This window comes from Nocardioides flavus (ex Wang et al. 2016) (assembly GCF_014653115.1).
GTDB classification, from domain to species: domain Bacteria; phylum Actinomycetota; class Actinomycetes; order Propionibacteriales; family Nocardioidaceae; genus Nocardioides; species Nocardioides flavus.
In genome coordinates this window covers 76,080-99,436 of the sequence record NZ_BNAD01000002.1, presented here as the reverse complement: position 1 = coordinate 99,436, position 23,357 = coordinate 76,080, and the positions used below count along the sequence as shown (strand labels likewise).

Annotated in this window: 21 protein-coding genes; 12 read left to right on the top strand and 9 right to left on the bottom strand. The window is 73.0% G+C overall.

All coding sequences use genetic code 11. The features are described 5' to 3' along the window. The first annotated feature begins 10 nt into the window (after positions 1 to 10). The 3 genes from IE200_RS04950 (at position 11) to IE200_RS04940 (ending at position 3,241) form a co-directional block, all read left to right on the top strand. A complete protein-coding gene (locus IE200_RS04950; protein ID WP_191278260.1) occupies positions 11 to 1,138 on the top strand; it encodes a vWA domain-containing protein in 1,128 nt (375 codons plus the stop codon). After that, positions 1,131 to 2,264, top strand: coding sequence for an XdhC family protein (locus IE200_RS04945; protein ID WP_191278259.1), 1,134 nt, complete (start codon positions 1,131 to 1,133; stop codon positions 2,262 to 2,264). The genes IE200_RS04950 and IE200_RS04945 overlap by 8 nt, the downstream gene beginning before the upstream one ends. A 65-nt stretch (positions 2,265 to 2,329) precedes the next feature. Then, the gene (locus IE200_RS04940; RefSeq protein ID WP_191278258.1) at positions 2,330 to 3,241 is read left to right on the top strand and encodes an exonuclease/endonuclease/phosphatase family protein; all 912 of its coding nucleotides are present in this window, start codon (positions 2,330 to 2,332) and stop codon (positions 3,239 to 3,241) included. A gap of 37 nt (positions 3,242 to 3,278) precedes the next feature. Here IE200_RS04940 and IE200_RS04935 read toward each other — a convergent pair whose 3' ends face one another. The 3 genes from IE200_RS04935 to IE200_RS04925 form a co-directional block, all read right to left on the bottom strand. Then, on the bottom strand, positions 3,279 to 3,764 hold the full coding sequence (locus tag IE200_RS04935; protein ID WP_191278257.1) for a GNAT family N-acetyltransferase: 486 nt from the start codon (positions 3,762 to 3,764) through the stop codon (positions 3,279 to 3,281). A 140-nt stretch (positions 3,765 to 3,904) separates the two neighbouring features. After that, positions 3,905 to 5,146, bottom strand: coding sequence for a hypothetical protein (locus IE200_RS04930; protein WP_191278256.1), 1,242 nt, complete (start codon positions 5,144 to 5,146; stop codon positions 3,905 to 3,907). A gap of 190 nt (positions 5,147 to 5,336) precedes the next feature. Continuing rightward, positions 5,337 to 6,815 carry an HNH endonuclease signature motif containing protein gene (locus IE200_RS04925; RefSeq protein ID WP_191278255.1) on the bottom strand — a complete coding sequence of 493 codons (1,479 nt, stop codon included), beginning with the start codon at positions 6,813 to 6,815 and terminating at the stop codon, positions 5,337 to 5,339. Positions 6,816 to 7,002: 187 nt separating this feature from the next. On the opposite strand from IE200_RS04925, the gene IE200_RS04920 reads away from it, so the two are divergent. From IE200_RS04920 to IE200_RS04900, 5 genes are all read left to right on the top strand, one after another. After that, entirely contained in the window at positions 7,003 to 8,226 is a 1,224-nt protein-coding gene (locus tag IE200_RS04920; RefSeq protein WP_191278254.1) for a GAF domain-containing protein, read from the top strand. 79 nt (positions 8,227 to 8,305) lie between these two features. Further along, positions 8,306 to 8,788 carry a (2Fe-2S)-binding protein gene (locus tag IE200_RS04915; RefSeq protein ID WP_191278253.1) on the top strand — a complete coding sequence of 161 codons (483 nt, stop codon included), beginning with the start codon at positions 8,306 to 8,308 and terminating at the stop codon, positions 8,786 to 8,788. Beyond that, positions 8,785 to 11,247: a xanthine dehydrogenase family protein molybdopterin-binding subunit gene (locus tag IE200_RS04910; protein WP_191278252.1), complete on the top strand. Its 2,463-nt coding sequence runs from the start codon at positions 8,785 to 8,787 to the stop codon at positions 11,245 to 11,247. Before IE200_RS04915 ends, IE200_RS04910 begins: the two co-directional genes overlap by 4 nt. Next, a complete protein-coding gene (locus IE200_RS04905) occupies positions 11,244 to 12,089 on the top strand; it encodes an FAD binding domain-containing protein (protein WP_191278251.1) in 846 nt (281 codons plus the stop codon). The genes IE200_RS04910 and IE200_RS04905 overlap by 4 nt, the downstream gene beginning before the upstream one ends. Positions 12,090 to 12,091: 2 nt before the next feature. Next, the gene (locus IE200_RS04900; RefSeq protein WP_191278250.1) at positions 12,092 to 12,793 is read left to right on the top strand and encodes an SRPBCC family protein; all 702 of its coding nucleotides are present in this window, start codon (positions 12,092 to 12,094) and stop codon (positions 12,791 to 12,793) included. On the opposite strand, the gene IE200_RS04895 is transcribed toward IE200_RS04900, so the two are convergent. Further along, complete coding sequence (locus IE200_RS04895) at positions 12,780 to 13,391, bottom strand: alpha-ketoglutarate-dependent dioxygenase AlkB (RefSeq protein WP_191278249.1); 612 nt, start codon at positions 13,389 to 13,391, stop codon at positions 12,780 to 12,782. The two genes, IE200_RS04900 and IE200_RS04895, sit on opposite strands and share 14 nt — an antisense overlap. A 117-nt stretch (positions 13,392 to 13,508) precedes the next feature. Here IE200_RS04895 and IE200_RS04890 point away from each other — a divergent pair, with 117 nt between their 5' ends. After that, on the top strand, positions 13,509 to 14,231 hold the full coding sequence (locus IE200_RS04890) for a GntR family transcriptional regulator (protein WP_191278248.1): 723 nt from the start codon (positions 13,509 to 13,511) through the stop codon (positions 14,229 to 14,231). On the opposite strand, the gene IE200_RS04885 is transcribed toward IE200_RS04890, so the two are convergent. From IE200_RS04885 to IE200_RS04865, 5 genes are read right to left on the bottom strand one after another with little or no spacing between them, the layout of a single operon-like run. Continuing rightward, positions 14,218 to 14,811, bottom strand: coding sequence for an HD domain-containing protein (locus tag IE200_RS04885; RefSeq protein WP_191278247.1), 594 nt, complete (start codon positions 14,809 to 14,811; stop codon positions 14,218 to 14,220). The two genes, IE200_RS04890 and IE200_RS04885, sit on opposite strands and share 14 nt — an antisense overlap. Then, positions 14,808 to 15,692, bottom strand: a complete 885-nt coding sequence (locus IE200_RS04880; protein WP_229856122.1) for an oxygenase MpaB family protein — start codon at positions 15,690 to 15,692, stop codon at positions 14,808 to 14,810. The genes IE200_RS04885 and IE200_RS04880 overlap by 4 nt, the downstream gene beginning before the upstream one ends. A 58-nt stretch (positions 15,693 to 15,750) precedes the next feature. After that, a complete protein-coding gene (locus tag IE200_RS04875) occupies positions 15,751 to 17,397 on the bottom strand; it encodes a DNA repair helicase XPB (protein WP_191278245.1) in 1,647 nt (548 codons plus the stop codon). Beyond that, the gene (locus IE200_RS04870) at positions 17,394 to 17,918 is read right to left on the bottom strand and encodes a CGNR zinc finger domain-containing protein (RefSeq protein ID WP_191278244.1); all 525 of its coding nucleotides are present in this window, start codon (positions 17,916 to 17,918) and stop codon (positions 17,394 to 17,396) included. Before IE200_RS04870 ends, IE200_RS04875 begins: the two co-directional genes overlap by 4 nt. 34 nt (positions 17,919 to 17,952) lie before the next feature. Then, positions 17,953 to 20,220 carry a helicase C-terminal domain-containing protein gene (locus IE200_RS04865; RefSeq protein WP_191278243.1) on the bottom strand — a complete coding sequence of 756 codons (2,268 nt, stop codon included), beginning with the start codon at positions 20,218 to 20,220 and terminating at the stop codon, positions 17,953 to 17,955. A gap of 69 nt (positions 20,221 to 20,289) precedes the next feature. Between IE200_RS04865 and IE200_RS04860 the strand changes: the two genes are divergently transcribed. Genes IE200_RS04860 through IE200_RS04850 form a run of 3 tightly spaced genes read left to right on the top strand, consistent with a single transcriptional unit; the run spans position 20,290 to position 23,353 of the window. After that, positions 20,290 to 21,105: a PP2C family protein-serine/threonine phosphatase gene (locus IE200_RS04860; protein ID WP_191278242.1), complete on the top strand. Its 816-nt coding sequence runs from the start codon at positions 20,290 to 20,292 to the stop codon at positions 21,103 to 21,105. Further along, the gene (locus tag IE200_RS04855) at positions 21,102 to 22,163 is read left to right on the top strand and encodes an FHA domain-containing protein (RefSeq protein ID WP_191278241.1); all 1,062 of its coding nucleotides are present in this window, start codon (positions 21,102 to 21,104) and stop codon (positions 22,161 to 22,163) included. Before IE200_RS04860 ends, IE200_RS04855 begins: the two co-directional genes overlap by 4 nt. Positions 22,164 to 22,174: 11 nt before the next feature. After that, on the top strand, positions 22,175 to 23,353 hold the full coding sequence (locus IE200_RS04850; RefSeq protein ID WP_191278240.1) for an RDD family protein: 1,179 nt from the start codon (positions 22,175 to 22,177) through the stop codon (positions 23,351 to 23,353). The last annotated feature ends 4 nt before the right edge of the window (positions 23,354 to 23,357 follow it).

The following is a 23,357-nucleotide window of genomic DNA, read 5'->3' as shown; positions in this document are numbered from 1 at the left end:
GCCACCCACGATGAGTGCCGTGCTCCACGAGGCCGACGAGGTCCTGCTCGGCTTCACCCGAGCGCTGCGTGCGGCCGGCGTGGCCGTCACCCAGGACCGGGCGCACGCCTTCCTCGCCGCGGTGGCGGAGGTCGGCGCCGACGACCGCCAGGCCACCTACTGGGCGGGTCGCGCGACGCTGTGCGGCTCGCCCGACGACCTCGCCCGCCACGACCAGGTCTTCGCCGCGTGGTTCGATGCGCGCGACGGCCTCCCGCGGGCCCGGCCGCGCGAGTCGCCGCGGCCGTCCCCGGCGCACCTGCTGCCCGATGCCGAGGGCGCCGGCGGCGGCACGGACGAGGGCGACGACGACCTCGTCCGGGCCAGGGCGTCCGAGGCCGAGGTGCTCAAGCACCGCGACGTGGCGTCGCTCGACGCGGCGGAGAAGCGTCGCCTGGCATCGATGTTCGTGCGCCTCTCGCTGCGACCGCCGGTGCGGCGTACGGCCCGGCACCGGCGCTGGCACCGCGGCGGGCTCGATGCGTCCCGCACGCTGCGCAACTCCCTGCGCCACCTCGGTGAGCCGGGAGAGATCGCCTGGCGCCGGCGCGGCACCCGCCCGCGCCGCGTCGTGCTGCTGGTCGACGTCAGCGGGTCGATGAGCCCGTACGCCGACGCGCTGCTGCGGCTGGCGCACCGGCTCACCCAGTCGGCTCGGACCGTGGGCGGCACCGTCGAGACCTTCACGGTCGGCACCCGGCTGACCCACGTCACGCGGGCCCTGCGGTCGCCCGACGCCGACCGCGTGATCGTGGCCGCGGGCGAGGTCGTGCCCGACTGGTCCGGTGGCACCCGGCTGGGCGAGACGCTGCGGGTCTTCCTCGACCGCTGGGGCCAGCGCGGGATGGCGCGCGGCGCGGTCGTCGTGGTCTTCAGCGACGGCTGGGAGCGCGGCGACGCCGCGATGCTCGGCGAGCAGATGGCCCGGCTGCAGCGGGTCGCGCACCGGGTGGTGTGGGTCAACCCGCACCGCGGCAAGGCCGGCTACGAACCGCTGCAGAGCGGCGTCGTGGCCGCGCTCCCGCACTGCGACCACTTCCTCGCCGGCCACTCGCTGGCGACCTTCGCCGACCTGACCGAGGTGATCTCCCGTGCGTGACGTGCTGCCCGAGCTGATGCAGTGGTGGGAGGCCGGCGAGACCATCGGCGTCGGCACCGTCGTCGCGACGTTCCGCTCCGCGCCGCGGCCGGCCGGGGCGTCGATGCTGGTCGGGCCCGACGAGAGCGCGGTGGGGTCGGTGTCGGGCGGGTGCGTCGAGGGCGCGGTCTACGAGCTGGCGCAGTCGGTCGTGGCGTCCGGCGAGCCCGTGCTCGAGCGTTACGGCGTCTCCGACGACGACGCGTTCGCCGTCGGCCTCACCTGCGGCGGGATCCTCGACGTCTTCGTCGAGCGGGTCTCCCGTGACTCGTTCCCGCAGCTCGGCGAGGTGGCGGCCGACATCGAGGCGGGTCGCCCCGTGGCCCTGGCGACGGTGATCGAGCACCCCGACCGTGGGTGGGTCGGACGCCGGATGGTGATCCGCCCGGACGTCCCCGCCGACGGCAGCCTCGGCTCGCCGCGTGCTGACGCCGCCGTCCACGACGACGCGCTCGGCCTGCTCGCGGCGGGCACCAACGCCACCCTCACGTACGGCCCGGACGGCGAGCGCCGCGGCGAGGGCATGCGGGTCTTCGTCTGGGGCTTCGCGCCGAAGCCGCGGATGCTGGTGTTCGGCGCGATCGACTTCGCGGCCGCGGTGGCCAAGGTCGGCTCGTTCCTCGGCTACCACGTCACGGTGTGCGACGCGCGTCCCGTCTTCGCGACGACCTCGCGCTTCCCGGGCGCCGACGAGGTCGTCGTCGACTGGCCGCACCGCTACCTCCGGGCCGAGCTCGACGCGGGTCGCATCGACCGGCGCACGGTCCTCGCCGTGCTGACCCACGACCCGAAGTTCGACGTGCCGCTGCTCGAGGTCGCGCTGCGCCTCGACGACGACGTACGCCCTGCCTACATCGGCGCGATGGGCTCGCGCCGCACCCACGACGAGCGCATGGCGCGGCTGGTCGAGGCCGGGCTGACCCAGGACGAGCTCGCCCTCCTGTCCTCGCCGATCGGCCTCGACCTCGGAGCCCGTACGCCCGAGGAGACGGCCGTGTCCATCGCGGCCGAGATCGTGGCCCGGCACTGGGGCGGGTCGGGGGAGCGGCTGGCGACGACGCAGGGACGCATCCACCACGACGACTGAGCGAGGCCGACGTGGTGTGTCCCACGAATTGTGCTTCGTGGGTCAGCCCACCTATGGTCTTCGGGATGTTTTTCCGCGCCGCTCTGCCCCGTGTCCTCGCCCGATCGACCGTCGTCGTCCTCACCGCCGTGCTGCTGCTGACCGGTGTGACGCCGGCGAGCTCGCCTGCACAGGCCCGTGAGGCCGACCGGTCCCAGGCCGGAGCGGCGGGACCCTCGGGTCGCTTCAGCATCGCGACGCTCAACCTGCGCAAGGGGATGCGGGTCGCCGGGATGCGTCACGACATCAACCAGGTCATCGGCGGCGGTGCCACGGTCATCGGCTTCCAGGAGCGCCTGTTCAGCCGTCCGGCCCTGCGCGCGTCGCTGCCGAAGTCGTGGACCCTGCTGATGCCGAGCGGCCCGACCGGCACCGACGACAACCCGATCGCCTTCGACAAGGACGTCTGGGAGCTCCAGAAGACGTGGTCGGTCCTGCTCACCGGCAAGACGTGGCGGCGCCAGACCGGCCGCATCGCCCACGACCAGTACGGCGTGGTGGCGGTGCTCCGGCACCGGGCGAGCGGCCACGTGATCCGGTCGGTCAGCTTCCACCTGCCCAACCACCTCCACAACCGGCGTACGGGTGGCCCCAACTACGCCAACCGCGGCGGCGTGGAGGCCATGTGGCGGATGGCGTACCGGGTCCGCGTCCTGGCGCAGAACGCGCCCGAGGAGCACCAGTTCGTCGCGATGTGCGACTGCAACGTCACCTCGAACCGGGACACCACCGACCACCTCGTCAAGGGGCGCATCACCAAGCCCCTCCGGCTGGAGACCAACTACGCCGGCAAGCCCCGCAAGGGCGCGGTCGGGGCGGGCATCGACTACGTGATGGGTGAGCGCGGCTCGGACTTCCGGATCCGCTCCTACCGCTCCTACCGGAAGCTGGCCACCGACCACCCCGGCATCGTCGCCACCTTCAAGCGCAGGCGCTGACTCCCGCCGCCGCTGTCGCGGCGCACGTGACCCTCGCCTACCCGGCTGCGGGGCGGGACGGTTGCAGGTCGGCTCCGAAGACCAACGCCGGGCCGCCGTTCTTGTGCACCTCGCGCTCGAGCACGAGCCCGATGTTCCTCGCCACGTGCTGGGAGGCGACGTTGTCGGGCCGGATGATCGCGATCAGGTGCTCGATGCCGGACTCCTGGGCGGTCAGGCGCACCGCGGCGGCGGCCTCGGTGGCGTACCCCTGGCCTCGGAGCGGGGAACGCACGTGCCAGCCGGCCTCGACGTGCCACTCGCCCTCCACCTCCTGCATCGTCAGACCACAGTCGCCGACGAACTCACCACCGTGGGTCTCGACCACCCACAGGCCGAAGCCGTGCTGCGAGTAGTTGTCGAGGGTCCACTCGATCCAACCGGCCGCGCCGCGCGTGGCAGCGATGTCCAGGGTGGCGATGCTCGCGAGATCCGACTCGGTCATCTCGCGGAAGCGGAGCCTCGCTGTGGGGGCGGGCAGCACCGCGTCACGATAGCGCCCCCGCCGACCTGCGACGTGCTCCTCCACCGGGACGCTTGGCGACCCCCGAGGACGAAGACGCCGGGACGAGACAGCCCGGCGACTTCCTCACCCACGTCGGGCAGACGAGACGCGCTGCGCGGTCAGATGCGCTTCTCGCACTCCCGGAGCTTCTCGCCCTGGCACACGTCGAAGCCACCCGTACGCCCCTGCACGATGTCCTTGCCCGGGCCGCCGACGAGGCGGTCACTGCCGAGGCTCCCCGTGATGGTGTCGTTGCCACGGCCGCCGTGGATCGTGGCCCTGTAGGTGCCGCACCGCAGCGGGGTCCACGTGCCGAGCCCGCGGTAGCGGGAGTCGACCTCGAGCCCGTCCCGGCCCTTCTTGCCGTTGATCGTCGTGCGGCACGCGATGACACCGATCTCGTTCGCGCGGTTGGTGCCGACGACGTCGACGCGCCTCGCGGTCACGATGAGGTCGTCGAAACCGCGCACACGGATCGAGTCCTCCACGCCCGCGTCGGTGGTCGTCACCCGGGAGCGGCTCAGGTCGGCACGCACCCGGTTGTTGCTGCCGAGGTCGAGCAGCAGCTGGTTGCGCCCGCCGTCGCCCTTGACCCGCGTCGCCCCTCCGCCCAGGCTGTTCGACTCGTAGGAGTCCTTGCCGCCACGGAGCGCGATGTCACGGTCGAACGTCGACGGCGCGTCCACCTTGACGTGCTCGGTGCCAGCGGTGCCGCGGAACGTGAACCGTCCGTGCGTGGCGGTCGTGGCGAAGGCGTACCTCTCGATGTCGCCCGTCCAGGTGAGCACCGTGTCGGCGCCCGTCAGGGTGCCGCCGGCATCCATCCTGATGTCGCCGTCGGCGGATCGAACGCCCAGGATGACGTCCGAACCCAGGGACACCGCGCCCGGGGCGGTCTGGATGCCGCTCCAGACGACTTCGCCGAAGGGAAGGTCGATGACGTCGGCGTTCGGCCGGCCCACCGTGCCGGAGAAGACGACGCCGTTGCCGCTGAGGCGGATGACGTCGGCCTCGGTGTCGGCGCCCTCCTCGGTGCCCGCGTAGACGTAGTGCTGTCCGCTGGTGGAGCTGGTCAACGTGTCGGCCCCCGCGCCGAGGACGACGGTGACGCTGGGAAGGTAGGTCACGCCCTCCTCGCCGGTCGCGCACACGAGGTCATCGCCGCCGAGCGCGTCGACACGCGTCGCGCCGTTCGTGACGATGACGTCCGCGCCCTCCGTGCCGGTGATCCGACTTCCGGGCGTCCCGACGATGGTCGCCGCCTGCCCCTGGCATGTCTCGCCCGCCGCGGCGGCCGTGCCCACCGGCACGAGCAGGGCCGCGGACAGCAGCGTGGCGGCGGTCAGGCTGATGTTCCTCATGATTCCCCTTGAACGTCGACGAACCCGTATGACGACGCATCGGCCCGGAAAGTTGTCACGATCCCGCTGACGGAGGGGGCCGCCCTCGGGGGATGGTCGGTCCGACCGAAGGTCACGAGGTCAGTGGTAGTCGCGTGTGGACGTGCCTGTGGCCCCGCCATCGTGGGGACTGGCGGGGTGTGGGGCGGGGTCATCGTCGGCGGGGTCGGGGGATGCCGGTTGGGATGTCGGGTGGGTGTCCGCTGGTCGAGGAGGGCGCTCTGGCGCCCGTCACGAGACCAAGGTCGTCCAGGTGATTCGCGTCGAGCTCGGTGGTGCCGGTGTGGTCGCGGCGGTAGCGGTAGCCGTGGGGACTTCTCCACTCGAAGATCCCGGGCGCGGTGGTTTCGTATCGCCAGCCCGAGTGGGTCTTGAGGCGGTGGTGGAACCGGCACAGCGCGGCGAGGTTTCCGGTGGTGGTCGGTCCGGGTTGGGGTCTGCCCTCGGCTTCGGCGTGCTCGTCCCACGGGACGATGTGGTCCACATCGCAGCCTCGTGCGGGGCGGCTGCAGCGCGGAAACACGCAGGTGCGATCCCGGAGGATGATCTGCTCGCGGATGAGGGCGGGGATCTTGCCGGTCTGCGCAGTCAGGGTCGCGTTGAGGTCGATGACCGGCTTGATCGTCACTCGGGTGCGGGTGTCGCCGCACCAGGCTCGGAGCTGCTCGAGCAGGACGAGGCGTTGGCCGTTCTCCATCCGCCCGGTCGGACCGAACACGGTGGTGTCACCGGAGAGGCTGGCGTCGAAGTGGGCGTGGATCACCATCTCCCGCGCCGGCGGCAGACCATCAGTGTCTGCCGGTCCGGTCGCGCCCGAGGCGTGGAGGTCCAGTGCGGTCTGGGTGCGGGCGAGGTTCCCGAGCGCCTTGGCGCGTCGGGCGTCGAGCGACTCGGTCGACCCGAGTGCCTTCAAGGTTTCTGCACCGTGGGCCACGGCGCGGTTGAAGTCGAGGGCGTCCGCGAGGTCGACCTCGGCCTCGATGCGCATGGTGCCGGCGAAGTGGACGTCGTCGTCGTGCACGGTGACGTGGCGCGGGTCGACCGACAGGTAGCCGTCCTCCGGATCAGCAGCCGGATCGGCGACGGCGAGGTCGTAGCGCTTGATGGTCTCGGCGACGAGGCGGTCGAGCTGCGCAGGCCCGATCCTGCCCGCGACGGCGGCGACCTGGGCGTCGACGAACCCGGCAGCCTCACGAGTCAGGACGGGGTTGGTGTGGATGGTGGTCTCCGCCACCGCACGGGCACGCCACGCGGGAACGGCACCGGCGTGCACCTGCGCCCACAGCCGCGGCAGGCGGTGGCGCAGCTCCAGGGCGTGCCCGATGAGCTTCTTCGCCGCAGTCGTGGAGATGCCGAGGACGGTGCCGAGCTCGGCGACGCAGAACTCCGCCACCAGCGGCGCACCGTCACCGGCGATGGGTTCCTCGTGCTCACACCCCGGGACGGCGAACGAGGCGGCGGAGTGGATCGACTCGGGCGGGTGCAGGTCCGCCCACTGCGCGGCAAGGACGAGCTGGCGGGCGGCCGCGGTGTTCTCGGCGGCCCGCTCCAGCCGGATAGAGGCGAGCAGGTCGGAAGCGGTGAGGGCGTCTGCCTCACCTGCTCCGGGCCCTGCCGCTACTTCGATCATGTGTTCGACCCTACGCGAACCCACCGACACTGACCATGGCTGTGGACGGTAAGTGGCCCACGACTTTCGACGGGTCTCGTGACGGGAGTTCGTCCCTCCTCGACCACCGAGAAGAGGACCTTGACGCGCTTTCCCTGTTGCGACCGTCACACGCGAGTTAGGTTGGCGACGACCACCAGGAGCGGCCATGACCAGCGAGGACCTGCACGCCCGTCGCGTGAGTGCGGTGCGCGCCTGGACACGCTTCGTCTCTGAGGGCGAGGAGCAGGCCGAGGCCGTTCGGCCCGAGATCCTTCGCAGCTGGCAGCTCTCCGGCGTCGTGTCGCCGACGGTGACGCAGGCGCCGCTGGCCGACGAGGGCGACACCGCCGACTTCTGGCGGCAGTCGCCGCTGCAGACCGCGGTCGAGCGGGTGCAGGACGAGCTGCGCCGTACGGCCGAGGACGGCGACCTGGTCATCGCGGTGACCGACGACCAGACCCGGATCCTGTGGACCTATGGCGGCCGTGTCATGCGGCGCAAGGCCGAGACCGTCAACTTCGTGCCGGGCGGACGCTGGGACGAGCGCAGCGTGGGCACCAACGCGCTGGCGATCGCGGGTCGCACGGGCACGCCGTCGATGGTCTTCAGTGCCGAGCACTACGCCGAGGTGGTGCACAACTGGGTGTGCTGGGCGGCGCCGGTGTTCGACCCGGTGACGGGTCGCTCGCTCGGCGTGATCGACCTGTCGACGACCTGGGACCGCACCCACCCCATCGGCCTTGCGACCGCCCGGGTGATGGCGCGGCTCATCGAGCAGGCCCTGCCGGCCGACCGGCGTACGACCCTCGCCGGCGACGCCGGGCCGACCGAGCCGGGGCTCACGCTGACGCTCCTCGGCACCGCCGAGGTGTGGCTCGACGGGCAGCGGCTGCTGCTCAACCGTCGGCAGACCGAGATCATCGCGCTGCTGGCGATGCATCCCGCGGGACTGTCGGTCGAGCACCTGCATGCACTGCTCTACGGCGACTCGTCGGTCACCACCTCCACCCTCAAGGCGGAGGTCTCGCACCTGCGCTCCGCCCTGGCCGGCCAGCTGTCGTCGCGCCCCTACCGGCTCACGATGCCGGTGACCACCGACATCGAGGAGGTCCAGCGGCTGCTGCGCCGCGGCGACGTGCGTGCCGCCGTACGCGCCTATGGCGGCGACCTGCTGCCGGGCACCGACTCGCCCGCGCTCGTGCAGATGGGCGACTACCTCGCGGTGAGCGTGCGCGAGGCGCTCCTGGCCCACCCGGACCCCGACGCGGTCCTGCGCTACAGCGACCTCGCGCCGTACGACACCGCGGTGGTCGAGGCGTGCCTCGCGGCCCTCCCGATGCACCACCCGCTGGCGCCGCTGCTCAAGGGCAAGCTCGCGTCGGCGCGCTGACAAGACCGCCAACCATCTCCCAACCACCCCGACCTAGGTTCGGCACCAGGAGTGACCCATCTCACACTGGAGCGGCCAGATGACGAAGATCGAACTCACCGTCGACGGAGCTGCGGTCTCCGACGACGTCGAGCCCCGCATGCTGCTCGTGCAGTACCTGCGCGAGAAGCTCGGCAAGACGGGCACCGTGATCGGGTGCGACACCTCGAACTGCGGGGCCTGCACCGTCCACCTCGACGGCACGAGCGTGAAGTCGTGCAACGTGCTCGCCGTCCAGGCCAACGGGCGCACGGTCACGACGATCGAGGGTCTCGCCGACGCCGCCGAGGGTGAGCTGCACCCCGTCCAGGAGGCGTTCCGGGAGTGCCACGGCCTGCAGTGCGGCTTCTGCACGCCGGGGATGATCATGCAGGCCGTCGACCTGCTGGCCGAGAACCCCGACCCGACCGAGGAGGAGGTGCGGCTCGGCATGGAGGGCAACCTCTGCCGCTGCACCGGCTACCACAACATCGTCAAGAGCGTGCTCCACGCGGCCAAGTCGACCGAGGGGGCGACGGCATGACCGCCACCCAGGACCGCCCGGCCGCCGAGATCGGCAAGGACCGCCGGCGCAAGGAGGACCAGCGGCTCATCACCGGTCGTACGCGCTGGACCGACAACATCACCCTGCCGGGCATGCTGCACCTGGCCATGGTGCGCAGCCCGTTCGCCCACGCCACGATCACCTCGATCGACGTCGAGGCGGCCAAGGCCTCGCCCAACGTCGTGACCGTGCTGACCGGCAAGGACTTCGGCGAGGAGCTCGGTGTCTGCATCAACGCGTGGCCGATCACGCCCGACCAGAAGACGCCCGCGCACTCGCCGATGCCGGCCGACCGGGTCGCCTTCGCCGGCGAGGTCGTCGCCGTCGTCGTCGCCCGCAGCGCCGCCGAGGCGCGCGACGCGGCCGAGCTCGTCGACGTCGAGTACGAGGAGCTGCCCGCCGTCGTCGGGATCAAGAAGGCCCTCGAGGACCAGGTCCTCGCGCACCCCGACCTCGGCACCAACAAGTCGGCCCTGTGGGTCTTCGACTCCGGCGACGCCGGCACCGGCGGGGACGTCGAGGCCGCCATCGAGGAGGCCCGCGCCAACGGCATCGTCATCGAGCGTGAGTACCGCCAGCAGCGGCTCATCCCCGCTTTCATGGAGCCGCGCAGCGTCGTCGTCGACCCGACCGGTGAGCAGATCACCATGTGGTCGGCGACCCAGATCCCGCACATCCTGAGGTTCGCCCTCGCGGCCACCACCGGCGTTCCCGAGTCGAAGATCCGGGTCATCGCGCCCGACGTCGGGGGCGGGTTCGGCGGCAAGCTCCAGACCACTCCCGAGGAGTGGATCGCCTGGGCCGTCGCGCGACGGCTCGCCAAGCCGGTCAAGTACACCGAGACCCGCAGCGAGAGCCTGCTCGCGGCCCACCACGGCCGCGACCAGGTGCAGACGCTGACCCTCGCTGCCGACAAGCAGGGCAAGGTCACCGGGTTCAAGGTGCACCTCGACGCCGACCTCGGCGCCTACATCGCCATCGTCGGTGGCGGCGTCCCGGTCCTCGGTGCCTTCATGTTCAACGCGATCTACAAGTTCCCCGCCTACCGCTTCGAGTGCCAGACCGTGCTGACCAACACCACGTTCACCGACGCCTACCGCGGTGCCGGGCGGCCCGAGGCGACGTACGCCATCGAGCGCCTGATGGACGAGCTGGCCGCGGAGGTGGGCGTCGACCCGCTGGAGATCCGCGAGCGCAACTGGATCACGCACGAGGAGTTCCCGTTCACCACGGTCGCCGGCCTCGAGTACGACTCCGGCAACTACGAGGCGGCAACGGCCAAGGCCAAGGAGTCCTTCGGCTACGACGCGCTCCGCGCCGAGCAGCGTGAGCGCCGTGAGCGCGGCGACCGAGTCCAGCTCGGCATCGGCGTCTCGACCTTCACCGAGATGTGCGGCCTCGCCCCGAGCCGGGTGCTCGGCAGCCTCGACTACGGCGCCGGCGGCTGGGAGCACGCGAGCGTGCGGATGACCCCGCTCGGCAAGGTCGAGGTCGTCACCGGTGCCAGCGCACACGGCCAGGGCCACGAGACGGCGTTCAGCCAGATCGTCGCCGACCGGCTCGGCGTCCCGTTCGAGGACGTCGAGGTCCTGCACGGCGACACCCAGGTCGCCCCCAAGGGACTCGACACCTACGGCTCACGCTCGCTCGTCGTCGGCGGCGAGGCGCTCGTACGCGCGGCCGACAAGGTGATCGAGAAGGCCAAGGTGCTCGCGGCCCACCTCCTCGAGGCGAGCGAGGACGACCTGGAGTACACCGCGGGCCGGTTCAGCGTCCGCGGGACCGACCAGGGCAAGACCATCCAGGAGCTCGCGACCGCGACCTTCGCCGGCCACGACTACCCCGAGGGCATGGAGCTCAACCTCGACGCGGACGCGACCTACGACCCCGTGAACTTCAACTACCCCCACGGCACGCACCTGTGCGCCATGGAGGTCGACACCGAGACCGGTGCGGTGAAGATGCGGAAGTACACCTGCTGCGACGACATCGGCACGATCATCAACCCGCTGATCGTCGCCGGCCAGGTCCACGGCGGACTCGTGCAGGGCATCGCCCAGGCGCTGTGGGAGGAGGCCGTGCACGACGAGTCGGGCACCCTGGTCAGCGGCTCGTTCGTCGACTACCTGCTCCCCACCGCGGCCGACACGATCTCCTTCGACGTCGTGCACACCGACGACCCGAGCGTGTGCACGACCAACACGCTCGGCACCAAGGGCGTCGGCGAGGCGGGCACGATCGCCTCGACGCCGGCGGTCGTCAACGCGGTCGTCGACGCCGTACGCCACCTCGGCGTGCACGACATCCAGATGCCCTGCACGCCCGAGCGCGTGTGGCGCGCGATCCATGCCAACGACGGTGATGCGCCCACACCGCCGGACGCGATGCCCCACTTCCAGGACGGTGCGCTCAACCAGGACGAAGGAGCAGGCCAGTGATCCCGGTGAAGTTCGACTACCTCGCGCCGACGTCGGTCGAGGAGGCGCTCGCCGCCCTCGGCGAGCACGGCGACGACGCGAAGATCCTCGCCGGCGGGCAGAGCCTGCTGCCGGTGCTGCGGATGCGCCTCAACGCCCCCGAGGTCGTCATCGACCTCGGCGGGATCTCATCGCTGCGGGGCATCCGCGACGACGGCGACGCCATCGTGATCGGGGCGATGACCACCCACCACGACGTCCGCGACGACGCCCTCGTCAAGGAGCACGCGCTGCTGCTGTCCAAGGCGGCGGCGGAGGTGGCCGACTCCCAGATCCGCCACCGCGGCACCTTCGGCGGGGCCCTCGCCCACGCCGACCCCGCCGGCGACCTCGGCGCGCCGGCCCTCGCCCTCGGGGCGCAGTTCGTCATCGCCGGGTCCGGCGGGACGCGTACGGTCGAGGCCTCCGACTTCTTCGTCGACCTCTTCGAGACCGCGATCGGCGAGGACGAGATCCTCACCGAGGTGCGCATCCCCAAGCACACCGGCTGGGGCGCCCACTACGAGAAGTTCGTCCGGGTCGCGCACCAGTGGCCGATCGTCGCCGTGGCCGCCACGGTGAGAGGCTCCATCGACGAGGCGCGGGTGGGCCTGACCAACATGGGCTCGACACCCCTGCGGGCCACCGCCACCGAGCAGGCACTGGCCGGCGCGACGGCGACCGAGGACGGCGTACGCGCTGCCGCGGACCTGGCCGCGGAGGGCACGAACCCGCCCTCGGACCTCAACGGCGCCGCCGACTACCGCCAGCACCTCGCCCGCGTCCTCACCGGCCGGGCGGTCCTCAAGGCCGCGGGGGTCTGAGGGTGGAGCTGAACCACCGGTTCACCGTGCCCATCGGCGTCGAGGAGACCTGGGCGCACTTCAACGACATCGCCTCGGTGGCCGAGTGCTTCCCCGGCGCCCAGGTCACCGAGGCCGACGCGGACTCGTTCTCGGGGTCGGTGAAGGTCAAGCTCGGGCCGATCGCACTGCAGTACAACGGGTCCGGCACGTTCGTGGAGAAGGACGCCGCCGCCCACCGCTTCGTCGTCGACGCCAAGGGCAAGGACAAGCGCGGCAACGGCACGGCCGGGGCGAAGGTGGTCGTGTCGATGAGCGATGCGGGCGGGTCGACGGACGTGTCGGTCGAGACCGACCTGGCGATCACCGGCAAGCCCGCGCAGTTCGGCCGTGGCGTGATGCAGGACGTCTCCGACAAGCTCCTGGGCCAGTTCGTGGCCTGCCTCGAGCAGCGGCTCGCGGCGCCCGAGCCGGTCGCCGAGCCGGTCGTCGAGCCGGCTCCTCAGCCGACCGCCGCACCTGCCCCTGAGCCGGCCGCCGCCACAACGCCACCCGGCCCGTCGGCCGCGGCGCCGCCGCCTCCGCCTCCGCGGCCCGTGCGGGAGGCCGAGGCGCTCGACCTCGGCAGCGCCGTGCTGCCGGTGCTCGTGAAGTCCTACTGGAAGCAGGCGCTGGTCGCGGTCCTCGTCCTCCTCGTGGCCAGGAGGCTGCTCAGAAGACGTTGAGCGGGCGGAACTGGACGGAGATGCGCGGCCCGGCGTGGGCCACCTTGGGGACGGAGTGCTCCCAGGTGCGCTGGCACGAGCCGCCCATCACCACCAGGTCGCCGTGGCCCATCGTCACCGCGATCGACGCACCGCCGCCGCGCGGGCGCAGCACCAGCCGCCGGGGGTCACCGACGCTGACGATCGCGACCATCGTGTCGGCGCTGCGGCCGCGTCCGATCGTGTCGCCGTGCCACGCGACGGAGTCGCGCCCGTCGCGGTAGAAGCAGCACCCCGCCGTCACGAACGGCTCGCCGAGCTCGGGGAGGTAGTGCCGGCTCAGGGCCGTACGCGCCTCCTCGAGCGCCGGGTGGGGGAGCGGGACGCCCGCGAGGTAGGTGTGGACCAGCCGGGGGACGTCGACCACCGCGTCGTACATCTCGCGGCGCTCGGAGCGCCAGGGCACGTCGGTGACGAGCGCGGAGAACACGGCGTCGGGGTCCCGGAGCCAGCTGCGCTGGACGTCGACCCACGCTCCGTGGGAGAGGAGCCGGCGCTCGGGGGACAGGGCCACGGAGTCCGTGGTGGCGTCGGCGAACAAGGACGTCTGGTAGTCCACGACTCGATCATAGCGCACCTGTCGAACAGGCGTTCGATGATCAAGATTCGGTCAAGTCTTCACCACGGTCTTCGTCAATTTGCAGACGCCGGTCCAGCCCAGTCCTAGCCTCGTTGCATGGATCCGGTCGAACTCGTGGTACCGCGCCAGCGGGCGCTGAAGCACGTCCAGGTCCGCGAGCACGTCCGCAGCCTCATCGAGGCGCAGCCGCCGGGCTCTGCGGCCCCGTCCGAGCGCGAGCTCGTGGCACGTTTCGGCGTGGCGAGGATGACCGTGCGGCAGGCGCTCGACGCGCTCGTCGCCGAGGGTCTCCTCGAGCGCATCCCCGGTCGCGGCACCTTCGTCGCGCAGCCACCGAAGACCGCCGGTCGCCTGACCTCCTTCACCGAGGAGATGCGCCGGCGCGGGATGCTGCCCGAGTCGCAGACGCTGCTCGCGCGCGTCGAGCAGGCCGGCCCCGGTGTGGCCCGCGCCCTCGACATCTCACCCGGCGACCCCGTGCTGCACTGGCGCCGGCTGCGCCGCGCCGACCAGGCGATCATCTGCGTGGAGGACGCCTACCTCAACGAGGTGCTGCTGCCCGGCTTCCTCCAGCACGGCACGCCCACCAGCCTCTACGAGGCGCTCGCGGCGCGGGGGCTGCGGCCCACCGAGGTCGAGGACTCCATCAGCGCCGACCGCGCCAGCGCCGACGAGGCGGCGATCCTCGAGATCGCCGAGGGCGACCCGGTCCTGCGCCACGCCCGTCGCGCCGTGTCGGACGGGCGCATCGTGGAGGTCTCGCGCACCTGCTACCGGCACGACCGCTTCACCGTCTACCTCCAGCTCAACGACCGCTGACCCCTCCGAGCTCTGCGAGCTCGCGCGCGAGGTTCGCCCGCGCCTGCGCCTCCCACAGCGCGCGCGCCTGCGCCGTGTGGAACAGGTACGGCTTCGCCGCGAGGTCCGCGAGCACCGCCGCTCGGCCGGCACGGAAGTCGGCGTCGTCCACGTGCGCGAAGTCGGCCCGCACGCCTGCGACGTAGGCGTCGTACCGCTCGCGCGGGGCGGCGAGGATCGCGAGGTCGGCGTCGCTGAGCGCGCAGCCGGCCGGGTCGTCGTCGTCCGGCCGGTGGTGGACGGTCATCCGCACCAGCCGCGCGACCTCGTCGCCGTACGCGGTCGGAAGCGACTCCTCGGCCCAGCGGGCCGACCGCTCCTCGTCGTCCTCGGCCCCGACGTAGACCGCGTCGTGGAACCAGGCGGCCAGACCGGTCGTGACCGGGTCGAACCCGGCGCCGGCGAGAGCCAGCCGGTCGAGCCGGTCGAGGACCTCCGTGAGGTGGAGCAGGTCGTGGTAACCCGGACGGTCCCAGGCGGCGAGGAGCTCGTCGCGCAGGTCGTGGTGGTCGGCCAGCGGCCACCGCTCGGCGAGCGTCACGCGCGGGCCCGTTGGATCTCGTGCGCCTCCGCGTGCCCGGACGCCATCGCCCACCGGATGGCACCGGTCGACACCTTGCCGAGCGCGTGGCCGACGGTCCGGTCGAGCGCCGCGTCGAGGACCGGCGGGTGGGGCAGGCCCAGCTCCCGCCGCTGCCACTCCGGGGTCAGGGAGACTGCTGCGCCCACCAGCGCGAGGTAGGCCGGCCGCGCGACGATCGGCAGGTCCGGGTGCCACACGAGGAACGCGATCGCGTCGCGGGCGGCGGGGGTCCCGGCGAGCTCGGGCCGGTAGCCGTCGAGGGTCGCGCGCAGCCCGGACTCCGTGGTGGGCGGGTCCGTCACGCCGAGCAGTGCCGCGACGTGCGCGGTCTGGGCGACGTACTCGTCGCGCTCGGCGCCCACCAGCGGCCGGTGGCCGAACCTGTCGTGGGCGAGGAGGAAGCTGTCGACCTCGGCGGCGTGCACCCAGCCGAGCAGGTGCGGGTCCGACGCGGCGTACGGGGTGCCGTCGGGCATGGTGCCGGTGACCGACTCGTGGGCGCGCTGCACCGCGCGGATCACCTGGAGGGCGTCGCGCTCGGCACCGAACGTGGTCATCGCGATGTAGGTCGAGACCTGCGCGAGGCGCCCCCACATGTCGCCGCGGTAGCCGGAGTGGTCGGCCACGCCCTGCATGGCGGCGGGGTGCAGCGACTGCAGCATGATCGCGCGGATGCCGCCGACGAACATCGAGGCGTCGCCGTGGACCCGGGCGATGGGGGAGTCGGGCGCGAACCACCGCGGGCCCGGCGTGCCGTGCACGCGCTGGCGGTTGCGGGGGCCGTCGGGGCCGGCGACCTTGCGGAAGAGCTCGGCGCCGAGGCGGTCTCGAAGCGTCACGGTGCCGAGGCTAGCCGGGCACCGAAAGCCGCGCGGACGCCCACGGCGGCCCGGAGGCTCAGGCCTCGGCGGCCAGGTCGCCGGCGTCGACGATCCGGTAGGCATACCCCTGCTCGGCGAGGAACCGCTGCCGGTTCTGCGCGAAGTCGGCGTCCACGGTGTCGCGCGAGACGATCGTGTAGAAGTGCGCCGTACGTCCCTCGGTCTTGGGCCGCAGCAGCCGTCCGAGGCGCTGGGCCTCCTCCTGTCGCGAGCCGAACGAGCCGGAGACCTGGATGGCCACCTCGGCCGAGGGCAGGTCGATGGAGAAGTTGGCGACCTTGCTGACCACGAGGAGGCCGATCTCGCCGGCGCGGAACGCGTTGAAGAGCCGCTGCCGCTCCTTGACCGTCGTCTCGCCCTTGATGACCGGGGCGTCCAGCATCTCGGCGATCTCGTCGAGCTGGTCGATGTACTGGCCGATGACCAGCGTCGGCTGGCCCGCGTGCTGGCGCACCAGGCCGCGCACGACGTCGATCTTGGCGTGGGTGCAGGAGGCGAGCCGGTAGCGGGTGTCGGGGTCGCTCGTGGCGTAGGCCAGGCGCTCGCCGTCGGGCAGCGTGACCCGCACCTCGACGCAGTCGGCGGGCGCGATGTAGCCCTGCGCCTCGATGTCCTTCCACGGCGCGTCGTAGCGCTTGGGCCCGATCAGGGAGAAGACCTCGCCCTCGCGACCGTCCTCGCGCACCAGCGTCGCGGTGAGGCCGAGCCGGCGGCGGGCCTGGAGGTCGGCGGTCATCCGGAAGATCGGCGCCGGCAGCAGGTGCACCTCGTCGTAGACGATGAGGCCCCAGTCGCGCGCGTCGAGCAGCTCGAGGTGCGGGTAGACACCCTTCCGCTTGGTGGTCAGCACCTGGTAGGTCGCGATGGTGACGGGGCGGATCTCCTTCACCGCACCGGAGTACTCACCGATCTCGTCGGCGGTCAGCGACGTGCGGGCGACCAGCTCGTCCTTCCACTGCCGCGCGCTGACGGTGTTGGTCACGAGGATCAGCGTGGTCGCCTGTGCCTGCGCCATCGAGGCGGCGCCGACGATGGTCTTGCCGGCACCGCAGGGCAGGACGACGACGCCCGACCCGCCGTCCCAGAACGACTCGGCCGCCTCGCGCTGGTAGGGGCGCAGGGTCCAGCCGTCCTCGGCGAGGTCGATCGCGTGCGCCTCGCCGTCGACGTAGCCGGCGAAGTCCTCGGCCGGCCAGCCGAGCTTGAGCAGTGCCTGCTTGAGGTTGCCCCGCTCGCTCGGGTGCACCGCGACCGTGTCGTCGTCGAGGCGCGTGCCGACCATCCCGGCGATCTTCTTGGCGCGCAGCACCTCCTCGAGCACCGGGCGGTCGGTCGAGGAGAGCACCAGGCCGTGCACGGGGTGCTTCTCCAGCCGCAGCCGCCCGTAGCGGCCCATCGTCTCGGCGACGTCGACGAGCAGCGCGTGCGGCACGGCGTACCGGCTCCACGTCAGCAGCGCGTCGACGACCTGCTCGGCGTCGTGCCCCGCGGCCCGGGCGTTCCACAGGCCGAGCGGGGTGAGCCGGTACGTGTGGATGTGCTCGGGCGAGCGCTCGAGCTCGGCGAACGGGGCGATCGCCTTGCGTGCCTCGGGGGCCGAGGGGTGGTCGACCTCGAGCAGCAGCGTCTTGTCCGACTGGACGATGAGGGGGCCGTCGTTCATCCGGCTGCCGCCTTCTGACGGGCGCGGAACGCCGCGACGTTGGCGCGCGAGGAGCACCGGTCCGAGCAGTAGCGCCTCGACTGGTTGGGCGAGGTGTCGACGAATACGTGGTCGCAGCGGGCCTCCGAGCAGATCCCGAGACGGGTCGCGCCGAGGTCGCACACGAGGTTGGCCAGGCCCATCAGCGCCTCGCCGATCATCAGCTCGGCCACCGACGCGGCGCGGTTGGCGACGTGCATCTGCAGGTTGTCGGGGTCGTGGTCGGAGATCATCGGCGTGACCGGGTGGCGGGCGAGCAGGTCGTTGAGCGAGCTCACGACCAGCGTCACGTCGTCGGCGTCCGAGGCCTCGAAGACTGCCCGCAGGTCGGTGCGGAAGGACCGCAGGGACTCCACGTCGCCCTCGACGACCGAGCGGTGCAGCCACGAGCGGTCCGCCAGGTGCTCGCGCAGCGCCTCCTCGTCGAGCAGGTCGGCGTTGACGAGCGCCGCGGCGCGCTCGGCATACCGGATGAAGTCCATCCCGCCAGTCTACGGAGGGGGCGTGGGGTGTCCTTCACGCCCGGCGGACGCCGGTGATGCGGTGCACGGCGAACTCGCGCACGTCATCGGCGCGGTGGTCGTACGCCGCGAGCCGGCCGCCGTCGAGGCGACGAGGGTCGACGACCCGCTCGCCGGTCGCGCCGTGGTTGTCGACGTAGCCGATCACGACGGTGCTGCCCGCCTCGATGGCCTCGCGCAGCGCCGCGAGCGCGCCGGAGGGGGTGGTGGACTCCGCGGTCGCCGGACGCGACGAGCCGGCCCGGTCGCCGGCGCGGATGGCCGTGGCGACCGCCTGCACCTCGGCCGCGCGCCGGGCCTCGACCGCCCCGGCGGGACGGCGTCCGCGACGGCCGCGCGCACGCAGCAGGTCGGGACGGCTGACCCGTACGGTGCCGTCGGCGGCCTCGACGACCGGCGCGGCCCCGAGCTCGCGCAGCCGGGGCAGGAGCACGTCGAGGGGGGAGGTGGCGATGGCGACGGTCGGTGCGAGCAGGCGCAGTCCCAGGCTGCGGCCGCGCGGGTCGTGCACCAGGGCCGCGAGCGCGGCCTCGTCGTCGGAGCGCAGGAAGGCCTCGGCGTGCCCCACGCGCACGCTGCCGAACGTGCGGGCGACGTCGTCGACCAGGAACTCCAGCGGCTGCGGCACCGGCGTCTGCGACACCGACGACAGGAAGTCGCGCACCTCGGCTGCCGACCAGCCCGCGTCGAGACCGCGTCGCACGGACCCCGCGGTGAAGCGGTAGACCGTCGCGCCGCCCCGTGACTCCACGTCGGCCAGCAGGTGCAGGCGCCGTGCCACCTCCGTCTCGAGCGGCCCGGGGGCCACGGCCGTCAGGTCGGCCTGCAGCAGCACGTGCTCGACCGGGCTGGGCAGGTGCTGGTCGATCGCCTCGGCGGCGGCCGCGAGGTCGTCAGCGGCGACGTGCCGGCCGCTCGGGGGGAGCCCGCCGGCGCCGCTGACCCCGAGCACGGCGGCCTCGGTCACGGCGGCCGTGACCAGGTCGGCGAAGACCGTCGGGCGGCGCGGCCGCAGCCAGCGCGCCCGCTGCACGAGCGAGGGGATCCCGGTGCCGGCGGCGAGCACCTCGCCGTCCGGCAGCTGGGCGAGCACCTCCAGCGCCAGGCGGCGCGCCTCCTCTGCCAGGCCGCTGGAGAGCTCGGGAGCGAGGGCGTTCCAGGCCTTGCCGGCAGGGTCGCGCGAGCCCACCAGCGACGGCACGCGGCTGCTGGCGAGCCAGGCGCCCACGAGTCGTGTCCAGCGCTCGGCGACCGGGCGGCCCGACCACACGTCGAACTCGTCGGTCGGCAGCCACGCGGGGGAGCCGTCGGCGTCGACGGCCTCCGCGACCAGGCCCGCGGCGAGCGCGACCTCGACGACGAGCGCCGCTCCCGGCTCGTCGACGTGCAGCTCGCGCGCGAGGGCCCTGAGGTCGCGGACCGCCAGACCACCGCTGCGCAGCACGCTCGGCGGCTGCACCCCCCAGTGGTCGAGCACCAGCTCGACCCGGCGTACGACGTCGAACGCCGCGCCTGCGGCGGTGCGGGCCACCAGCGCGGGCTCGCGGGGCGACGTGGCCAGGTCGGGCACGTCGTCGACCGGCTCGGCGGTCGTCCGGCCGCCCCGCAGGGCCAGGCCGACCTCGCCGGGCAGCACCACCGAGTCGCCGTCGCGCGGCACGAGCAGGCGCCGGCTGATCAGCTCCTCCGCGGGCGTGCGCGCCTCGGCCGGCGACACGGTGCGACGCGCCGACCCCGTCGTGCCCTCCCCGCCGTGCGCGTCGACGTGGCGCAGCATCGCCGTGGCCGCGGGCGAGAGCTCGGCGATCCGGGCCGCCACGTCCGCGGGTCCGGGAGCGTCGGGGCTGGAGGGCCGCAGCCCGCTCACGAGACCGGGCATCCCGCGCATCGCGTCGGCCACTCCCGCCAAGGCCCGTACGCCGCCCGGCGACTCCCAGGCCAGGGCGAGGTCGAGCAGGTGCTGGAGCGCGGCAGCGGTGCGCTGGGGGTCGGCCCGCACGATCGAGATCAGCCCCTCAGGGGTGGTTTGACCCGCCACCAGCAGGGCATCAAGCACCGAGAGCTCCAGATGGTCCAGGCCGTCCAGGGCGCGGTGGATCGACGAACGCGTGGCGGCCCGCGAGGCCAGCTGCGACGAATCCTGAGGGGCGGGCGTGGCAAGATCTGGACGGGCCCGGAGCAGCGCCACGAGCCGCTCGTCGGGCCAGCCGCGCAGCTGGTCGGCGAGGGTGCGTGCGGGTGTCGTCCGCCCTGAACTGGACATCCCTCTTACGCTACTCGCCGGGTCGGCACCGCGGCCCCACATCTCGACACGGGGCGAAGAGGGCTGGGCATGAAGGACGTCGATCTGCACCACGGGGCGTCGACCGACGTCGGGCTGGTGCGCAAGGTCAACGAGGACTCCTACCTCGTGGCACCCCCGGTCTTCGTGGTCGCCGACGGCATGGGCGGCCACTCCGGCGGTGACGTCGCCAGCCGGATGGTCGTCGAGGAGTTCCAGCGGCTCGCCGACGACTACGACCCGCGCCGTGGGGCCGAGCAGGTGGCCGACGCCCTGGGACGGGCGCAGGCGCGGATCCTCGACTACGGGGAGGCCCACCGGGCGCTCCAGCCGGGCTGGCACGCCGGCACCACCGCCGTGGCCGCCGTCCTCGTGGACGACGAGGGCGTGACCAAGTGGCTGCTGGTCAACCTCGGCGACTCACGGATCTACCGCATCGTCGACGGCCGGCTCGAGCAGGTCAGCGTCGACCACTCGGTCGTCCAGGAGCTCGTCGACGCCGGTCAGATCACGCCCGAGGAGGCCTCGGTCCACCCGGAGCGGCACGTCATCACGCGCGCGCTCGGCAGCCCCGGAGGGATCCACCCCGACTTCTTCCTCCTGCCGCTCGGCTCGGTCGAGCGCCTGCTGCTGTGCAGCGACGGCGTGACCGGGATGATCGACGACGCAGAGATCGAGGAGATCCTCGAGTCGGTCGCCGACCCGCGCGACGCCGCCGACCGTCTCGTCCGCGCAGCGGTCGCCGCCGGTGGTCGTGACAACGCGACGGCGGTCGTCGTCGATGTGGTGGGATTGGTCAAGGACGCGACCTATGACTCGCAGCGCCAGCTGCAGAGTCTCGAATCCAAGCTGGGGGGACGACTGTGAGCACAGAGGCCAGGTTCGCTGCGGGGGACTGGTACGCCGTGGTCGGTGAGCACGCCACGGTTCTCCTGCCGGGCAGCCAGCGCGGACGCGTGGCGGGCCTGTGGGACCTCGCCGACGCCGGGGCGGGGGCCGACGCGCTCCTCGACGCCGTGCTCACCGACGGGTTGTCCTCGCTCGACCACTTCGCCCTGGTCGCCCACGGCGACGACGGCACCCGGCTGCTGGTGCGCGGTGCCCCGACCGCCCTGCTCTCCTCCGCCGACGGCGAGGAGATCGTCAGCGCCGCGCCCGGCACCACGTGGGCCGAGCGCGTGGTGACGGGGGTCGCCGGCATCCGTGTCACGCTCACCGGCGACGCCTCCGCCGAGCACCTTCTCGCGCCGGGGCTGGCGCGGGTGTCGGTGGTCGAGTTCGGTACGCCCGCCGCCTCGGCGGAGCCGGAGCCGGGTCCCGTGCCGGTCGCCGTCGACGAGCCCGAGCCCGTCGCCGAGGTCGAGCCCTCGCCCCAGCCGGAACCTGTGGCGGTTCCCGATGCGCCGTTGAGCTTCGGCGAGCCCGCCGACGACCCGACCCCCACCGGGGACACCCCCGTGGTCCCCGACGACTGGTCCGACCGCGACGGCCAGACCCGGGTCGGTGCTCCGGTGCCCGACTTCGACCGTCCGCCGGTACCTGGCCAGGAGATCGCACCCGAGGTCGTGTCGCGACCGGTCGCGGCGCTCGTCTTCTCCACCGGCGACGTCGTGGCCGTCGACCGCACCGTCCTCGTCGGCCGTGCCCCCGAGGCGCGTCGGTTCGCCTCGCACGACCAGCCCCACGTCGTCACCGTGCCGAGCCCGCAGCAGGAGATCTCGTCCACGCACCTCGAGATCCGCCCGGGCGCCGGGGTCGACCACGGCTCGGCGATCGCCACCGACCTGGGCTCGACCAACGGCACCGTGCTGGCCCTGCCCGGCCTCGACGCCGAGGAGCTCAAGCCCGGCATCGCGGTCAGCCTCGTCCCCGGTGCCGTGCTCGACCTGGGCGACGGCGTCACCATCCAGGTCACCAACCCCTGAGCAGCACCGCCGTGACCCTGCACCCCCAGTCCTCGACCTACCCCGTCGCCCAGCTCGAGCGGCGCTTCGTCGCCTTCGCCGCCGACCGCCTGCTCGCCTGGACCCTGCTGGCCGCCGTCGGCGTCGGGACGGCGATGTTCGTCTCCGACGACGCGTGGACGGTCGTCGGCGCCGTGGCGGGGGCCATGGTCCTGCTCTGGCTCGTGCTGGTGATCGTGCTCGGCGTGAGCGGCACCTCCCCGGGCAAGGCCATGGCCGGGCTCCGCGTGGTCCACCACGGCACGGGCACGCCGATCGGCGTCGGGCCGGCGCTGCTCCGCTCCTTCGTGCTCGGGGCGTCGGGCCTGCCCACCTTCGGCATCGGGGTGGCGACCCTGGCATGGACGGCCGTCGAGGACCGCGGCCGCCAGCGCCGTGGCTGGCACGACCACCTGGCCCACAGCGTCGTGGTCGACGTGCGCCCTGCAGTGGAGGTCGCCGACGCCGCCGAGGAGGGCCCGCGCCACATCGTCAACCTCACGGCGATGCGGCTCGTCCCGGCCCCGCCCGTCGAGGTGGTCCGGACACCGGAGCGCTCCGACCAGTCCGTACGCCGCCAGCCGCTGCCGGCCGACCTCGACCGGCCCCCGGCCTCACCGGCACCCGTGCCGCCCGCCGTGCCCTCCGCGCCGACTCACCAGCAGCCCCAGCAGCAGTCCCAGCCGGCGGTGCAGCAGCACCAGCAGTGGATCCAGCCGCCGGCCCAGGTGCCGCCCGCGCCCTCGTGGCCGCAGCACCAGCACCCCCCGCACCAGCACCCCCCGCAGCCGCAGCACCACCAGCCGCCCGCTGCGACCCGCGCGCCCGCGGCGGCCCCGCCGCGCTGGCGGGTGCACTTCGACAACGGCGAGAGCTTCGTCATCGCCGGGCTCGCCCTCGTCGGTCGCCGACCCGAGGCCCGCTCCGGGGAGAACGTCGCCCACCTCGTCCCGCTCGCCTCCGCGGACATGTCGGTGTCCAAGACCCACGCCCAGTTCGGGCCTGCGTCCGACGGCACCATCGTGGTGATGGACCGCGGGTCGACCAACGGCACCGTCCTGGTCCGCCAGGGGGTCTCGCGTCAGCTCGCCCCCGGCAAGCCGGCCGCCCTCGTCGACGGGGACAAGGTCGTCTACGGCGACCGCGAGATGACGATCTCGCGCGAGCACTGACCCG

Coding starts and splice junctions, on each gene's coding strand:
- IE200_RS04930 (WP_191278256.1), bottom strand. CDS start 5,146: ATGAGGAACATCAGCCTGACCGCCGCCACGCTGCTGTCCGCGGCCCTG.
- IE200_RS04950 (WP_191278260.1), top strand. CDS start 11: ATGAGTGCCGTGCTCCACGAGGCCGACGAGGTCCTGCTCGGCTTCACC.
- IE200_RS04865 (WP_191278243.1), bottom strand. CDS start 20,220: ATGTCCAGTTCAGGGCGGACGACACCCGCACGCACCCTCGCCGACCAG.
- IE200_RS04875 (WP_191278245.1), bottom strand. CDS start 17,397: ATGAACGACGGCCCCCTCATCGTCCAGTCGGACAAGACGCTGCTGCTC.
- IE200_RS04910 (WP_191278252.1), top strand. CDS start 8,785: ATGACCGCCACCCAGGACCGCCCGGCCGCCGAGATCGGCAAGGACCGC.
- IE200_RS04890 (WP_191278248.1), top strand. CDS start 13,509: ATGGATCCGGTCGAACTCGTGGTACCGCGCCAGCGGGCGCTGAAGCAC.
- IE200_RS04915 (WP_191278253.1), top strand. CDS start 8,306: ATGACGAAGATCGAACTCACCGTCGACGGAGCTGCGGTCTCCGACGAC.
- IE200_RS04860 (WP_191278242.1), top strand. CDS start 20,290: ATGAAGGACGTCGATCTGCACCACGGGGCGTCGACCGACGTCGGGCTG.
- IE200_RS04940 (WP_191278258.1), top strand. CDS start 2,330: ATGTTTTTCCGCGCCGCTCTGCCCCGTGTCCTCGCCCGATCGACCGTC.
- IE200_RS04870 (WP_191278244.1), bottom strand. CDS start 17,918: ATGGACTTCATCCGGTATGCCGAGCGCGCCGCGGCGCTCGTCAACGCC.
- IE200_RS04925 (WP_191278255.1), bottom strand. CDS start 6,815: ATGATCGAAGTAGCGGCAGGGCCCGGAGCAGGTGAGGCAGACGCCCTC.
- IE200_RS04920 (WP_191278254.1), top strand. CDS start 7,003: ATGACCAGCGAGGACCTGCACGCCCGTCGCGTGAGTGCGGTGCGCGCC.